Here is a 14,355-nt window from a genome sequence, read left to right on the forward strand (position 1 = left end):
ACTCGGCGGCTGCCGACTACCCCTGCCCCGTCGCCTCGGACTCCCCGTCGGCCGACGGCCCCCCCTCGACCGCCTTCTCCTCGGTCGCTTCCCCCGGCACGTCGCCGTCTAATCGCACCGTCAGCACGGGGACGCTCGACCCCCGGACCACCTTCTCAGCGACGCTCCCGAGGAGGAGGCGGTCGATCCCGCCCCGTCCGTGCGTCCCCATCACGATCAGGTCGCAGCCGTTGTCCTCGGCACACCGAATGATCTCCTTGCTCGGGGTGCCCTCCGCGACAGCCGTCTCGACGCCGACGTCGGTCTTCGCCGCGAGGGTTTCGACCTCCGAGACAGCCTGCTTCGCGTCGTCCCGGAGCAGGTCGCCGACTCCCTCCCACGAGCTCTCCATCGGCATCCCCGCGTAGCTCGCCGTGTCGACCACGTACAGCGTGTGGACGCTCGCGCCGTGGACCGACGCGAGGTCGATCGCGTGTGCGACCGCTCGCTTCCCCTCGGCGGAGCCGTCGGTCGGGACGAGGATCCGATCGTACAAAGTCATACGTTCACATGGATCAGGGTGATGCCGGCACATAACTCTTTGCGCGTTTTGCTGGTTCTCACGCGGCGGAGCCGTCGGGATTCCGACGAGGCGTGCGCTTAAGCCCTCGCGTGCCGATATCTACGCCATGACATCCGAAATCAACCTCTCACACGTGCAAGAGGAGTTCGCGGATCGATCGTTCCCGATTGCGCGCGAGTCCCTCTCCGAGTCCTGCGCGGGCACGACCGTCCTGTTCGCCGACGGCGACGCCGACCTCGGGGACCTCGTGGCCGACATCGACCAAGAGCGGTTCGAGAGCGCCGAGGACGCCTTCGCCGCGCTTCAGAACGTGCTCCCGGTCGAGGCGCTCGGGGAACCGGGGCAGTCGGACGGCGACGCCTGACGGCTCCCGATCCCTCGTCCCTCGTCACCTGTACGCACGCCACGGCGCGTCTCGCATCGCTTTTCACCGTGGATCGCGCACTGATAGTAATGAGTTACCGGATCGGTCTCGTCGGCAAACCCTCGGTCGGGAAGTCGACGTTTTTCAACGCCGCGACCATGAACGACGTGCCCGAGGGCGCGTACCCGTTCACCACGATCGACCCGACCGTCGGCGAGGCGTACGTCCGCGTCGACTGCGCCGCCCCCGAGTTCGAGGAGACCTGCACGCCGAACGTCGGCGTCTGCCGCGAGGGAACCCGCTTCGTCCCGGTCAAACTGGTCGACGTCGCCGGCCTCGTCCCGGGCGCCCACGAGGGGCGCGGGCTCGGCAACCAGTTCCTCACGGACCTCAACGAGACCGACGTGCTGATCCACGTCGTCGACTTCTCCGGCACCACCGACATCGAGGGCGAGGCCACCGAGGGCCACGACCCGCGCGAGGACATCGACTTCTTGGAGGAGGAGCTCGACGCGTGGTACCTCGACGTGTTGGAGAAGGGGCTCGAGAAGTTCGAGACGCGCTATCACGGCGCGGACGCCGCCATCGAGGCGGAGCTCGCCGAGCAGATGTCCGCGTTCGGCATCGACAAGGACCGGATGAAGCAGGTGATCCTCGCCGAGGGGCTCGAACTCGACCCCGAGACGTGGGACGAGGCGGACAAGGCGGCCCTCGCCCGCGAGATCCGCAAGCGGACGAAGCCGATGGTCGTCGCCGCCAACAAGATGGACACCCCCGAGGCGCAGGCGAACTGGGAGGAGATCACGACCGATCCCGACTACGACCACCTCTCGTTCGTCCCCGCGAGCGCCCACGCCGAGAAGGCGCTGAAGAACGCGGACGACGCCGGCGTCGTCGATTACACGCCCGGCGAGAGCGAGTTCGACCTCGTCGGTGACGTCTCCGGCGAGCAGGCGGCGGGCCTCGATCAGATCGGCGAGTTCGTCGCCGAGTACGACGGGACCGGCGTGCAGGGCGCGCTCGAAGCCGCCGTCTTCGACGTGCTCGGCTGTATCGCCGTCTTCCCCGGCTCCGCGAACGGGAGCAAAGACGAGAAGGGCGTCTTCCGCGACTGCTTCATCCTCCCGGGCGGATCGACGACCGAGGACTTCGCGTTCCACATCCACTCCGACATCGGCGAGGGGCTCCTCCACGGCACGGACTGCCGGAGCGGCCGACAGGTCGGCACCGACCACGAGCTCTCCCACCGCGACGTGATCGAACTGGTCTCGACGAAGCAGGCCGCGCCGTAAGCCGTCGTCGAGCGAGACCGGCCGCCCGTCGAACTCACTTATAAGGCCACACCGCGCCTACTCGTTCGTATGGAACGTACCGTCACGGTGGTCCCCGAGGCCGGACTTCACGCCCGCCCGCCCTCGAAGCTGGTGCAGGCTGCGAGCCGGTTCGACGCCGACGTGTCGATCGGTCGCGCCGAGGACGGGGACGACGGGCTCGTCCGCGCCGACAGCATGCTCTCGGTGAGCAGGCTGAACGTCGTCCGGGTCGTTGATCAGCTTCTTCATAATCAACGTCCATGGCACTCTCGACGCCATTAAAGATGAGTACCGGCCCCTACGCGTCCAATTCGTCGACGATCCGCTCGCGGACGTCGCCGGCGTCGACGGGCGCCCACGCCTCGATGTCGTAGGTCACGTCGGCGAGCAGCTCCAGTCGCTCCGCGTCGCCCGCCCCGATCGCGGCCACCGCGTCCGCGGACAGCCGATCCAACACCGCCCCGGAGAGCGTCTCCCGGTCGACCTCTCGATCGGGAACGTCGAGAATGTGCGGGAGATCCTCGGCGTCCGCCGGCAGCGACGGGAACGCCGCCGGGCCGACGGCGAGGGCGATCGCGTCGCCGTCGGGGATCTCACCCTCGCCGTCGGCGTCTCCCACGTCGCCCGGATCCGCCACCGCCTCCGGCCCGGTCCCCGCGCCGGCCTCCGCGAGCGCCGCCGGCGGCGCGGGGACGAGCGCATATTCCGCGACTGCGACGTCGATGGCGGCGGCGATGGCCTCGTCGTCGACCTCGGCGCGCTGTTTGAACGCGAGCTCCGAGAGCGCCCGCGACAGCTCCTCGCGGGTGAGCCACTCGAACAGGTCCACCACGCCGGCGAGGTCGTCGCGGGCGGCGACGCTGGGGTCGCCGTCCATGATCAGTCCTCCCCCGGCGCTGCGTCGGCGCCCGAGTCTGCTCGCCGCGGCCGGTCGATATCTCCCGCCCTCTGATCCGACCGGTCCGGACTCCCCGACCCCGATTCCCGAACTGCCGCGAGGTCGGCCCGGGCCGCGTCGGCGATTTCCGCGGGCGTGACGGGGGCGTCGCGCCACGCCGGCAGGCGGGTGTCCGGCCCCGGCGGTCCGAGGGCGTCCGCGTACGTCGCGACCTGCTCGCGTTCGGCCGCGCGGTCGTAGTCGAGCCCGTTGAACGCGGCGTCGGTCTCGTAGCCGCGGATCAGCCCGTCGGCCGCCTCGCGGTAGCGGTCGGCGAGCGCGTCGTACTCGATCTCGACGCCGGCGCCCTCGACCGCGCGGAGGGTCGCCTCACCCACCGCCCGGCTCATGTCGGCGAGCCCGGTCGGGCCGTCGACGGACCGGTGATCGTGTTCGTACCGGCCCAGATCGACCTGCGCGCTCCCCGCGAAGCCGGCGTGCGCGAACGTCTCGCCGAGCGTCCCGACCTCCAGTCCCCAGCCCCGCTGGACGCGGAGCCGCGAGACGAGGTCGGTCGTCGCCGCGAACTCCCCGGCGAGCGCGTAGCGGAACGAGTCGAGGTACTCCAACACTCCGGCCTCCCGCCGCTCGGTGGCGTCGGCGAGCGCGCGGACCAGCGGTCTGAAGAACAGCCGGAACAGCCGCCCGTACAGCGCCCCGTCCTCGACGCGGGCGTAGTACCCCTTCGAGAACTCGTGGCCGTGCGCGAGCGGGAACAGCAGCCGGGTGACGAACTCGGGCGAGTACGTCTTCGTGTCGGCGTCGTGGACGACGACGAACTCCTCCTCTAAGGCGCGACCGAGCCCGAGCCACACGTCCCGCCCCTTCCCGCGGCTCCCGTCGAGACCGCGGGCCGCGAGCAGCTCCGTGAGTCGCGGCCCGCCGCACCAGAGGGGCTCTACGGTCACGTCGAACCCGTCGAGCCAGTCGGCGAAGGGCCCGACGCGCTCGGCGGGCGCGCGGAGGGGGACGATGACCCGCGCCGGATCGACCGCCTCCAGCGCCGTCAGGACCCGATCGGCGGCGAGCGTCCCGTACTCGCGCTCCGTCATCGGCACGACGACCGCCGCCCGGCCGGTCGGGGCGTCCGGCCGGTGGTCGGTCAACGCGTGCAGCGTGGTCACGCGCTCTTGTACGTACTCCATCTACCCACTACACGGGCGGGACGCCCTAAATAGGTGCGATACCCGTGCTTCCGTGCCGGTCGCGCCGCCGGAGACGCCGGTCAGGCGACGCGCTCCGCGCCAGCGGCGCCGCCGGGAACGCGCCCGGCGTACTCGAGCACCGCGTACGCGGCGATGACGAGCGCGAGTCCCCCCGACAGCGAGAGAAACACCGCGTCGTAGCCGGCGCCGGCCTCGATCGCCTCGCCGACGACCCACGAGCCGGCCGCCTGCGTCGTCATCATCCCGGCGGAGTAGACGGCGTACGCCGACGCCCGCGACTCGTCGGGCAGTGACGCGAGCAGGTAGGTGTCGCTCGCGGGAAACAGCATGTGGATCGCGAACCCGACGACGACGCTGGCGGCGACGACCGCGATCGTGCTCGAGGAGACTACCACGAGGATCACCCCGGCGAGGAACGTCGACACGATACCGAGCAGGAACGGAACGTGCGGGAGCCGATCGGCGAGGTCCCCCGAGACGAGGAACGCCGGGACGCCCGCGGCGAAGATCACCGTCAGCAGGTTCCGAGCGGTCGCTTCCGGGATCCCCTTATCGATCATGTACAGCTCGTAGAAGTTGAACAGCCCCTGCCAGACGAAGCTCGTGAGTCCCATCAGGACGACGCCGGCGAGGATCAGCTTCCACTCGGAGCGCGCGCCGGCGAGGAAGTCGGTGTCGCCCGCGCCGGCGTCCGGGAGGTCCGTCCGGCGGGCGAAGAGGACGAAGACGGCGGTGGAGGCGGCGGCGACGACCGCGAGCCCGTAGAAGGCGAGCCGCCAGTCGTACCAGAGCGCGACCGTGACGACCGGCGCGGCGGCGACCGCGGCGAGCTGGCTCGCCATCCCGTGTACGCCCATCACCCGCCCGACGCGGGTCGGGAACAGCTCCGCGATGAAGGGGTTGGCGGCGACGAAGTAGACGCCGGAGGCCAGGCCGATCGCGAACGCGGCCGTCATCAGCGTCGGAACGCCGGGCGCGATCGCGACGCCGAGCGCGCCGAGCGTCAGCATCGCTCCGGAGACGAGGATCACGTACTGTCGGGAGAAGCGCGTGAGCGCCCATCCCGCCGGGAGCCGCGGGGCGGCCGAGCCGAGCCACGCGAGGGTGACGATCAGCCCCGCCGTCCCCTCGCCGATCGCGAACTCGCCGATGAACTCGCCCACGAGCGGCGCGAACACCACCCGCGCGAAGTTGACGAGGAAGACGATCGCACACAGCGATCCGAACAGCCGACTCCGTGACACAGGCGGCGTTGTCGGCGGCGGGAGACAAGAGTTGCGAAAGGGACGCGACCGACCGCCGTCGGACGGGGTTTTTATACCGTCACGCGATCAACGTCGAGTCATGAAATCGACGCGGAAGGGGCTTCGCGACGGCGACCTGTTCAAGGACACCTACGAGCGGCTGAACTGCGCCGACTGCGAGAAGGTACTCAAGAAGAAGAACGACCCGGACGAGGTGTTCTCCGTCCGCATCTGTCCCGAGTGCAAGGCCGAGTTCAAAGAGCTTCGCTGACCCCGGTCGGCCGAACCGCCGACTGAACCGGCCGTCCCGCGTCCCCGCGTATCTGGTTCCTTCGCTTTCAGCTGCCCCCGTGCTCAGCCGACCGAGTCGATCGCGTCGTTCACCGACGACAGCACGGGACCCGCTTCGTCGGCGACCAGACCGATCCACTGGTACCCGGCGAACGCCTCGGCGACCGGGCGGGCCTCGGGGTCGCCCTCCGCGAGCACGGCGTCGTGTTCAGCGAACAGGGACCGGAACTGCGCCCCGAGCCACCGCGCCAGCGGGTTCGCGCTCGTCGCGAGTTTTTCCACCGCTTCGGTCGCGTCGTCACGCGCACCGCCGACAGCGGCAGCGTCGGTCGGGAACATCGTTTCCCCCTCCTCGATCCGCGCGGCGAGGGCGTCAAGCGCGCGCAGCCGGACCCGCGCGAGCGCCGTTCGGGTGAGCGCGGTCGCCGGGTGGTCCGGTGTCCAGTCGTCGACCGGGATTGGGTCGAACCGGAGTTCGTCGAAGGTCCGGTAGACAGCGCCGGACAGCAGCGAGACGCTCGGCGCGTCGCGCGGGACCGGTCGGTCGTCGAGGAACGCCTCGGTCCCGGGGTTTTGTCGGAGCCGGTCGGTGTCGTCGCCGTGGAGCTCTCGGAGCCGGTCGCCGATCGCGGCGCCGACGCGCTCCGCCGCTTCCCGGAGGGGGGCGTCCACCGATCGCGGCTCGGAGAGCGACCTCTCGTACCGGTTTCGGAGATACCGACCGATCTCGACGTGCGACTGCACCCGCTCGGCCTCGCCGACCGTCTCCCCGGTGCGAAGCGGGTTCGCGCTTCCCGCGATCTCGCCAGACCCGCCGACGAGGTCCCGCCGCCGAGCGGTGTCGAGCCAGCGCTCGATCGGCCCGTACACGGCGGCTCCGGCGAGGGGGTCCGACGCTTCTCCCGGGAGGGTCTCCAGCGTCTCGGCGGTCCGATGCCGGACCGTCCCCACGCCGGCCGTCACCTCCTCCGGGTCGCCCTCGGTCGTCACGGCGGCCCACGTGCCGACCGCGGTCGCGGCGTGACCCCGCGCGGCCGCGAACCGCTCCGCCCGCCGAATCGGGACGAGCGACTCTTCCGGCGCCGGGAGCGCCGCCCGGGCCTCATCGCGCCCCGCCGCGATCTGCTCGCGGATCGCGCCGTTCGGGAGCGTCTCCGCCGGTAGCGGAGCGGGGATCGGTTCGAGGAGGCGGTCGACCCGCTCCGCGAACGCGGCCGAGACGGCCGGCTCGATCGAGACCGGGACGAGCCGCGGTCGGTCGGGAACCGGCGCCGCGAGTGCGCGCGACACCCCGTCCGTGTCGAGCGACGGCGGGTCGTCCCAGAACCGCTGCCCGCGGCCGCGACCGCCGTCGAGACACCCGGCCAGCGCGAGCGCGCCGGCCGCCAGCGCGCCGCGGCGGGTGACGCGCCGCGTCACGAGCCGTCACCCCCTGTCCCGCCGTCGGCCGATCCGGGGTGGTCCGTCTCACCGAGCGCCGTGTCGCTCCCCGGAACGGTCGCGTTCGCGTCGATCCGGTCGTACCGGGTCTCGACGGTCCGACAGGGCGACCGCCCGCTCGACCCCGACCCGCGGAGCGGCGAGTCGAAGGCGGCGGGCAGCCGGAACAGGAGCCCGACGGCGTCCCGCCTGTCGGCCTCGCACTCCGCGTCGGGGGGCCGGAGCTCGCGGCAGTACTCGTACTCGACGTGGCCCGGCCGCCACGACACCGACCGGATCCGGTACCGGTAACACGACTCGATGCCGGCGCGAGCGACGAACACCGACTCCGTCTCGTAGTCGGTCTCGTCGAGAAACGACCGGACCCGCGCCCGCCCCTCCTCGGCGACGCCCGCGGCGACCGTCAGCTCGGCCGCTCGCTCGTCGCTCGTCACGATCTCGCGCCCGACCGGGGCGGGGTCGGTGGTCGCGCCCTCACCGCCGTCCTCGTCGCTTCCGACAGCGAGGTCGACGACGACCGCCTCGCCGCCGGGGTTCCGGACCTTCAGCAGGGTCGGATCGCCGTCTCTACCCGAGGCCGATTCCTGTTCGGCTGCCGGATTCGAGCCGTCGGCGCGACTCTCCGTGCCGAGACACCCGCCGATCGCGATCGCACCGAGTGACGCGCTCCGGAGGAGGGCTCGCCGCGTGGGGGACATGCGTACGGCTTGGACCGGTCCTGCCAAACCTCTTTTCCCGGCCGCCTCCCCCCGGTTCGGTCTCCGCGCCTACTCGAACACCGCGTCGAACGCCGACGCGCCGAGGGGGTCGAACGTCCCGGCGGCGACGTTCTCGCGGAGGTGATCGAGGTCGCTCGCGCCGACGAGCGACGAGGTGACGCCCGGCGCGCTCCGGGCGAAGTTGAGCGCGCGCTGGGCCGGCGTTTCGCCCGCGAGCGTCGCGTCGACGTCGCTCGGGATCGCGCCGTCGACGGCGAGTTCGCCCTGCCCGATGCTCGCGCTCGTCACCACGGAGAGTCCGGCCTCGTGGGCGAACTCCAGCGCCGAGACCGGCTCCGCGTCCGCTCCGCCTCCCGGCGGGCGCTGGTTCCGCCGGGTGAACGCGTCCGCCATCGCGACGTTAAAGGGGAGCTGAATCGCCTCGAACCCGTGGTCGTCGTCGGGGCCGACCGCCTCGCCGGCGGCCTCGGCCCGCGAGAGCACCTCCGCGAGCGAGAGGTACCGCTCCTCGCCCTCGGGGACCCGGAACGCGTCCCACGTCGCGACGCCGTACGCCCCGATGTCGCCGGCGACGCGTCGCCGCTCAAGGACCTCGAAGGCCGCCTCCAACTGGTCGTACACCGCGCTCCTGGAGCGCGTCCCCAGCTGCGTCTCCGGGTTGTGGACGTAGTAACAGTCGATCGTGTCGACCCCGAGTCGGTCCAGCGAACGGTCGAGCGACCACGCCAGATAGTCGGGCGCGATCGCGTGCGACCCGTTCGCGAGGTCGTCGGGTGCGACGATCCCGGGCTCGACGAACCGCTCGCGGACGAACGCGGCGGGATCGGCCGGCCGCTCGCCGTCGAACGGGAGGAACCCCCCCTTCGTCGCCACCACGACCGCGTCGCGGTCGATCGGGGAGTCCCGGACGGCCTCCCCGACGACGCGCTCGGCGCGCCCACACCGGTAGTTTGCGGCGGTGTCGACGTGGTTCACGCCGGAGCGGAGCGCGAGGTCGATCGCCTCGCGGTAGGCGTCGTCGACGGCGGGCGTCGGGGCACCGAGGTACGTCCCGAGCCCGATGCTGGAGGTCACGCCGGGGCCGAACCGGCGGAAGTAGGTGCGCCCGAAGGCGTCGCCGAACTCGTCGCGGTAGTCCCAGAGGGCCTCGCGGGTCGCCATACGCGCTCGAGTAGTCACCTCGCGGGTAAAAGTCGCGCGGGAAGTCCCCCTCGGGGCCCTCCGCCGTTACGCCTCAGCCACTCCGCCGTTACGCCTCAGCCACTCCGCCGTTACGCCTCAGCCACTCCGCCGTCACGCCTCAGTCACTCCGCCTGTCGCCGCTCTCGGCGTCAGACGCTCGCATGACGCCGACGCAACGACTATACGTCGTCCGAGAGACCGTGAGCCAATGGCCTCGCTCACCGACCACCTGTCCGATCTCGTCGAGGACGCCGACGCGGTGCTGCTGTTCTCGCCGACGAACTCGTTTTACGATCGGTTCGAGGACGGCGACACCGAGGTCGTCGTCGTCGCGCCGGACAACGACATCGACGCCGAGGTGTTCGTCGAGCTCCCGCTCCCGTTCGACAACGTCAAAGACCGGATCCGGTTCGGCATCGAGGGGGCGATGGACGACGACCTCGTCTCCCAGGGGGACGAGGTGGTCTGTATCGCGTCCGTCTTCGACGGCGGATCGGACGCCGTCGTCCGGGTGACCGTCGACGAGACGGTCCACACCGGAATCTACGACCTGTTCGTCAACTCCCGGGCGGAGCCGAGCGTGATCCGCGACGTGTTCGAGGTCGCGATCGAGCTCGGACAGAAGGGGCAGAAGGGGAAGCCGGTGGGCGCGCTGTTCGTCGTCGGCGACGCGGGGAAGGTGATGAACAAGTCCCGCCCGCTGTCGTACAACCCCTTCGAGAAGTCGCACGTCCACGTGGGCGACCCCATCGTCAACGTGATGCTGAAGGAGTTCTCGCGGCTCGACGGCGCGTTCGTCGTCTCCGACTCCGGGAAGATCGTCTCCGCGTACCGCTACCTCGAACCGGGAGCGGAGGGGGTCGACATCCCGAAAGGGCTGGGCGCGCGCCACATGGCCGGCGGGGCGATCACCCGGGACACGAACGCGACCGCGATCGTCCTCTCCGAGTCTGACGGGCTCGTGCGGGCGTTCAAGGCAGGAGAACTCGTTCTGGAGATCGATCCGGAGGAGTACTGATCGAGATGTCAGCGGTATCGACACGGCTCTCCGAGTTCGTCGCGGCGGTCCCGGACCGGCTCTGGCTCGCCCTGTTCGTGCTGCTGTTCGGGCTGTTGGCGGCGTACGTCGTCGGCGTGATCAACCGCCGTCTGCTCACCCGCGCGGGCGTCCCGGAAGTGATCGAGGGGACCGCCTTCGAGCGCACCGCCCGCGAGTTCGACACCTCGACGGTGCGTATCCTGGCGAAGCTGTCGAGCTACTTCATCGTCGCCGTCACCGTCATCATCGCGCTGACCGTCGCCGACGTCAACTACCTCGAACAGTTCTGGTCGGGCGTCGCGGCGTTCCTCCCGCGGCTGTTCGTCGCCGCCGTGGTTCTCATCGTCGGCATCGTCGTGGGCGACAAGGCCGAACTGCTCGTCACCGAGCGGCTCCGCGGGATCAAACTCCCCGAACTCGGCGTGTTGCCGCCGCTCGTGAAGTACAGCGTCGTGTACGTCGCGGTGTTGATCGCGCTCGGGCAGGTCGGGGTACAGACGCTCGCGCTGATCGTGCTGTTGGGGGCGTTCGCGCTCGCCGTCGTGCTGTTCGCCGCGCTGGCGACGAAGGACCTGGTCGCCAGCGCGGCCGCCGGGGTGTTCCTCCTCCTCCGGCAGCCGTACGGGATCGGCGACGAGGTCCGCGTCGCCGGCGAGCGCGGCATCGTGCAGGAGGTGGACCTGTTCGTCACCCGCATCGAGGCCGACGGCGAGGAGCACGTGGTGCCGAACCACTCGGTGTTCCGCGACGGGATCGTCCTGATTCGGGAGTGAGGACCGAGCCGAACAGCCACTCGCCTCTCCTCACCGTTCCCACACAGTGGGAGCAGCTATCACGGTATAACTCCGCGGGGGATCGACTATCACCCATGAGCCACCACGCCACCGCCGCCTGCGACGGCTGGGACGGCAGCGAGTGCGAGGGGACGATCCACTGTCCGCCGCGCTGTCCGCGCTTCGTGGACAAACGGGGCGCCCGGTGGACGATCCGCCCCGCGGTCGCCGAGGACGCCGCGGCCCTCGCGGAGATGTACGAGGGGTTCGGGACGGCAGACCGCGCACAGGGGCTCCCGCCGGTGACCCGGAACCGCCGGGCCGACTGGCTCGACTCGATGCTCGCCGACGGGAGCAACGTCGTCGCCGAGCGGAACGGCGAACTGTTCGGCCACGCCATGTACACGCCGACCGACGCGGCCCGCCCCGAACTCGCGGTCTTCGTTCATCCCACGATGCAGGGGCGGGGCGTGGGGACGGAGCTCTGTCGCCACGTGATCGCCGACGCCGCTTCCGGCGGGCGCGAGGGGCTCGAACTCCACGTCGAGAGCGGGAACCGGGTCGCGCGGAGCGTCTACCGGACCGTCGGCTTCGAGCTCGCCGACCGCAGGGGGGACATCCGGATGACGCTCGACCTCGACCACCCGATCGCCACCGAGGTCCGCTTGCCCCCGCTCGCTCGCGAGGGGCCGTCCGAGCCGCTTCCGCGGGAACCGGTCCCGATCGAAGCCGGCGGGTCGCGGGTCGCGGGCGCAGACGATTAGGATCGACCGGGGGGACTCCCGGACCCACAGCGCCTCCCCCGCCCCGACCGCGCCAGACACGCCACCCTGACCGCAACGATTAGGCCCGGCGGCCCCCACGATACCGTAGCCGTGGAGGACGCCATCGAGTGGCTGCGGAACCGACCGTTCTACGAGGGACAGATCGCGGATCACCGCCGTCTGCCCGCCCGCGAGCCGGCGTACCGCGACGTTGACCTCGCGCCCAGAATGGCGGACGCGCTCGCGAAGGACGGGATCGACCGCCTCTACCGCCACCAGGCCGAGGCGATCGAGGCGGTCCGCGACGGCGACGACGCCGTGCTCGCCACCGAGACCGCGAGCGGCAAGTCGCTCGCGTACACCGTCCCCGCCTTCGAGGCGGCGATGGATCACGGGGGGCGAACCCTCTACATCGGGCCGCAGAACGCGCTGATCGCGGACCAGGAGGAGTCGCTGTCGGCGCTCGCTCACGGGCTGGGCTTCGGGAGCGGCGTCTCGGTCGAGTCGTACACGGGCCGGCTCTCGCGGTCGGAGAAGCGGGCGGTGCGCGACCGGGAGCCGACGGTGTTGCTGTCGAACCCGGACATGCTCCACTACGCGCTGCTCCCGTACGCCGGCCGCCTGTGGGACTGGTTCTTCTCGTCGCTGGAGTACGTCGTGATCGACGAGGTCCACAGCTACCGCGGGGTGTTCGGCTCGCAGGTCGCCCTGACCCTGCGCCGTCTCGCCCGGACCTGTGAGCGGTTCGGGTCGACCCCGCAGTTCGTCTGCTGTTCGGCGACGATCAACAACCCCGTCGAACACGTCGCGACCGTGACCGGCCGCGACCCCGCGGGGATCACTCTCGTCGACGAGGACGCGTCGGGGCGCGGGCCGCGCGATTGGGTGTTGTGGAACCCGCCGGAGTACGACGACGACTGGCGGGAGCGCGGGAGCGGTCGCCGGAAGTCGAGCCACGCCGAGAGCAAGCGGCTCTTCGTCGATCTGGTGACCGCCGGCGCGCAGACGCTGACGTTCACGCGGGCCAGACAGACCGCCGAGCAGTACGCGACCGACAGCGCGAGCGACCTCCGGGAGCGGGGCGAGCGCGACCTCGCGTCGAAGGTCGGCGCGTATCAGGCGGCCCTCACCGACGACCGGCGCCGCGAGATCGAGGCGGACCTCCACGCCGGCGACCTCCGGGGCGTCTGGTCGACGAGCGCCCTCGAACTCGGCGTCGACGTGGGCGGCCTCGACGCCGTCATCCTCGACGGCTACCCCGGCACGCGGATGTCGGCGCACCAGCGCGCGGGCCGGGCGGGCCGCGGCGACGACCCCGCGCTCGTCGTGATGGTCGGCGGCGAGGACCAGCTCGACCAGTACCTGATGCGCAATCCGACCGACTTCTTCGAGGCGCCGCCGGAGGACGCGATCTGCGACCCCGAGAACGACCGGCTGCTCCCCGGTCACGTCGCCTGCGCGGCCGACGAGAGCTGGCTCTCGCCAGCCGACGAGCGGTTCTTCGGCGAGTCGTTCCCCGGCGTCGTCGCCGATCTGACCGACGAGGGAACCCTGACGCGGCGGGAGGCCGCCGACGGCACCCGCTGGACTCACGCGGGGTCGTCGAGCCCGCAACAGTCGGTGAGCCTCCGGACCGCCGGCGACCGCGAGATAGACCTGATCGACGCCTCGCGCAGCGAGACGCTCGCCTCGCTCGGGTTCGGCGACGCGCTCCGCGACGCGCACCCCGGCGCCATCTACCACCAGCAGGGGCGCACCTACGAGGTGACGAACCTGGACCTCGAGCGCGACGTGGCCGAACTGCAGTCCTCGTGGGCCGACTACTACACGTAGCCGCTCACGGAGAAGGACATCGTCGTGAACGAGGACCTCGGCGAGCGCGCGCTGTCGGCCCGCCCGGACGTGCCCGTTCGGTTCGCGGACGTGACGGTGACGGAGCGGATCACGGGGTTCGTCCGAAAGGACACCAAGACCGGCGAGTCGCTCGGGGAGTCGACGCTGGACCTGCCGGAGACGACGCTGCGGACGAAGGCGCTGTACTTCCCGGTGCCGACCGATGTCGAGTCAGAGATACGCGCGCTCGGCGATCCGATCGACAGCGGGTCCTCCGACACGGGCGGACGGGGCGAGACCGACGACGCCGAGGCCGCTCCGGACGGCGGCGACCACGCCTTCAACGGCGGGATCCACGCGGCGGAACACGGCATCATCTCGCTGTTCCCGTTCCACCTGCTCTGTGACCGCGCCGACGTGGGCGGGATCTCGACGCCGTATCACCCGCACACCGACGCCCCGGCGGTGTTCGTCTACGACGGCCACCCCGGCGGCGTCGGGCTCACGCGGCGCGGCCACGAGCGGATCGAGGAGCTGATGACTCGCACCGCCCGGCTGATAGCCACCTGCGACTGCGAGGGCGGCTGTCCCGCGTGCGTCCAGTCGCCCCACTGCGGGAACGCCAACGAGCCGCTGGCGAAGGCGCCGGCGGTTCGGCTGCTGGAGGCGTTGACGGGTAGCGACGCGGATCGCTGATCCAGCCGGCGACGCGGCGCCCGACGGCGTCC

The 14,355-nt window shown here is 71.1% G+C and carries 14 protein-coding genes and 1 pseudogene; 8 read left to right on the top strand and 7 right to left on the bottom strand.

Annotation, left to right across the window (positions count from 1 at the left end; genetic code table 11):
* Window positions 1–16 precede the first annotated feature (16 nt).
* Window positions 17–541 carry a universal stress protein gene (locus ACT4MF_RS09035; RefSeq protein WP_444682483.1) on the bottom strand — a complete coding sequence of 175 codons (525 nt, stop codon included), beginning with the start codon at window positions 539–541 and terminating at the stop codon, window positions 17–19.
* Window positions 542–668: 127 nt separating this feature from the next.
* On the opposite strand from ACT4MF_RS09035, the gene ACT4MF_RS09040 reads away from it, so the two are divergent.
* From ACT4MF_RS09040 to ACT4MF_RS09050, 3 genes are all read left to right on the top strand, one after another.
* Complete coding sequence (locus tag ACT4MF_RS09040) at window positions 669–926, top strand: DUF5789 family protein (RefSeq protein WP_444682482.1); 258 nt, start codon at window positions 669–671, stop codon at window positions 924–926.
* Window positions 927–1,015: 89 nt separating this feature from the next.
* The gene (locus ACT4MF_RS09045) at window positions 1,016–2,218 is read left to right on the top strand and encodes a redox-regulated ATPase YchF (RefSeq protein WP_099256265.1); all 1,203 of its coding nucleotides are present in this window, start codon (window positions 1,016–1,018) and stop codon (window positions 2,216–2,218) included.
* A 69-nt stretch (window positions 2,219–2,287) separates the two neighbouring features.
* Window positions 2,288–2,521 carry an HPr family phosphocarrier protein gene (locus ACT4MF_RS09050; protein WP_444682481.1) on the top strand — a complete coding sequence of 78 codons (234 nt, stop codon included), beginning with the start codon at window positions 2,288–2,290 and terminating at the stop codon, window positions 2,519–2,521.
* A gap of 16 nt (window positions 2,522–2,537) precedes the next feature.
* On the opposite strand, the gene ACT4MF_RS09055 is transcribed toward ACT4MF_RS09050, so the two are convergent.
* The 3 genes from ACT4MF_RS09055 to ACT4MF_RS09065 all read right to left on the bottom strand — a co-directional run bounded on the left by ACT4MF_RS09055 (window position 2,538) and on the right by ACT4MF_RS09065 (window position 5,586).
* Window positions 2,538–3,116, bottom strand: a complete 579-nt coding sequence (locus ACT4MF_RS09055) for a DUF7109 family protein (protein WP_444682480.1) — start codon at window positions 3,114–3,116, stop codon at window positions 2,538–2,540.
* Between the two features lie 2 nt (window positions 3,117–3,118).
* Entirely contained in the window at window positions 3,119–4,321 is a 1,203-nt protein-coding gene (locus ACT4MF_RS09060) for a glycosyltransferase family protein (RefSeq protein WP_444682479.1), read from the bottom strand.
* Between the two features lie 80 nt (window positions 4,322–4,401).
* Window positions 4,402–5,586: an MFS transporter gene (locus ACT4MF_RS09065; protein WP_444682478.1), complete on the bottom strand. Its 1,185-nt coding sequence runs from the start codon at window positions 5,584–5,586 to the stop codon at window positions 4,402–4,404.
* Between the two features lie 100 nt (window positions 5,587–5,686).
* On the opposite strand from ACT4MF_RS09065, the gene ACT4MF_RS09070 reads away from it, so the two are divergent.
* Window positions 5,687–5,857 carry an HVO_0758 family zinc finger protein gene (locus ACT4MF_RS09070; protein ID WP_180271838.1) on the top strand — a complete coding sequence of 57 codons (171 nt, stop codon included), beginning with the start codon at window positions 5,687–5,689 and terminating at the stop codon, window positions 5,855–5,857.
* A gap of 83 nt (window positions 5,858–5,940) precedes the next feature.
* Here the strand turns inward: ACT4MF_RS09070 and ACT4MF_RS09075 are convergent, their stop codons facing one another.
* The 3 genes from ACT4MF_RS09075 to ACT4MF_RS09085 all read right to left on the bottom strand — a co-directional run bounded on the left by ACT4MF_RS09075 (window position 5,941) and on the right by ACT4MF_RS09085 (window position 9,197).
* Window positions 5,941–7,296 (bottom strand): hypothetical protein, encoded by a 1,356-nt coding sequence (locus tag ACT4MF_RS09075; protein ID WP_444682477.1) that lies wholly within the window; start codon window positions 7,294–7,296, stop codon window positions 5,941–5,943.
* Window positions 7,293–8,015, bottom strand: coding sequence for a hypothetical protein (locus ACT4MF_RS09080; protein WP_444682476.1), 723 nt, complete (start codon window positions 8,013–8,015; stop codon window positions 7,293–7,295). Before ACT4MF_RS09080 ends, ACT4MF_RS09075 begins: the two co-directional genes overlap by 4 nt.
* A 69-nt stretch (window positions 8,016–8,084) precedes the next feature.
* Entirely contained in the window at window positions 8,085–9,197 is a 1,113-nt protein-coding gene (locus tag ACT4MF_RS09085) for an aldo/keto reductase (protein WP_444682475.1), read from the bottom strand.
* A gap of 229 nt (window positions 9,198–9,426) precedes the next feature.
* Between ACT4MF_RS09085 and dacZ the strand changes: the two genes are divergently transcribed.
* The 4 genes and pseudogenes from dacZ to ACT4MF_RS09105 all read left to right on the top strand — a co-directional run bounded on the left by dacZ (window position 9,427) and on the right by ACT4MF_RS09105 (window position 14,323).
* Window positions 9,427–10,236, top strand: coding sequence for a diadenylate cyclase DacZ (dacZ, locus tag ACT4MF_RS09090; protein ID WP_099256273.1), 810 nt, complete (start codon window positions 9,427–9,429; stop codon window positions 10,234–10,236).
* 5 nt (window positions 10,237–10,241) lie between these two features.
* Window positions 10,242–11,030 (top strand): mechanosensitive ion channel family protein, encoded by a 789-nt coding sequence (locus ACT4MF_RS09095; protein ID WP_444682474.1) that lies wholly within the window; start codon window positions 10,242–10,244, stop codon window positions 11,028–11,030.
* Between the two features lie 95 nt (window positions 11,031–11,125).
* Window positions 11,126–11,794 (top strand): GNAT family N-acetyltransferase, encoded by a 669-nt coding sequence (locus ACT4MF_RS09100; RefSeq protein WP_099256275.1) that lies wholly within the window; start codon window positions 11,126–11,128, stop codon window positions 11,792–11,794.
* Between the two features lie 111 nt (window positions 11,795–11,905).
* Window positions 11,906–14,323 (top strand): annotated as a pseudogene (locus tag ACT4MF_RS09105) (DEAD/DEAH box helicase).
* Window positions 14,324–14,355 lie beyond the last annotated feature (32 nt).

The sequence above is a fragment of the Halorubrum sp. FL23 genome, assembly GCF_052439115.2.
Taxonomy (GTDB): Archaea; Halobacteriota; Halobacteria; order Halobacteriales; family Haloferacaceae; genus Halorubrum; species Halorubrum persicum.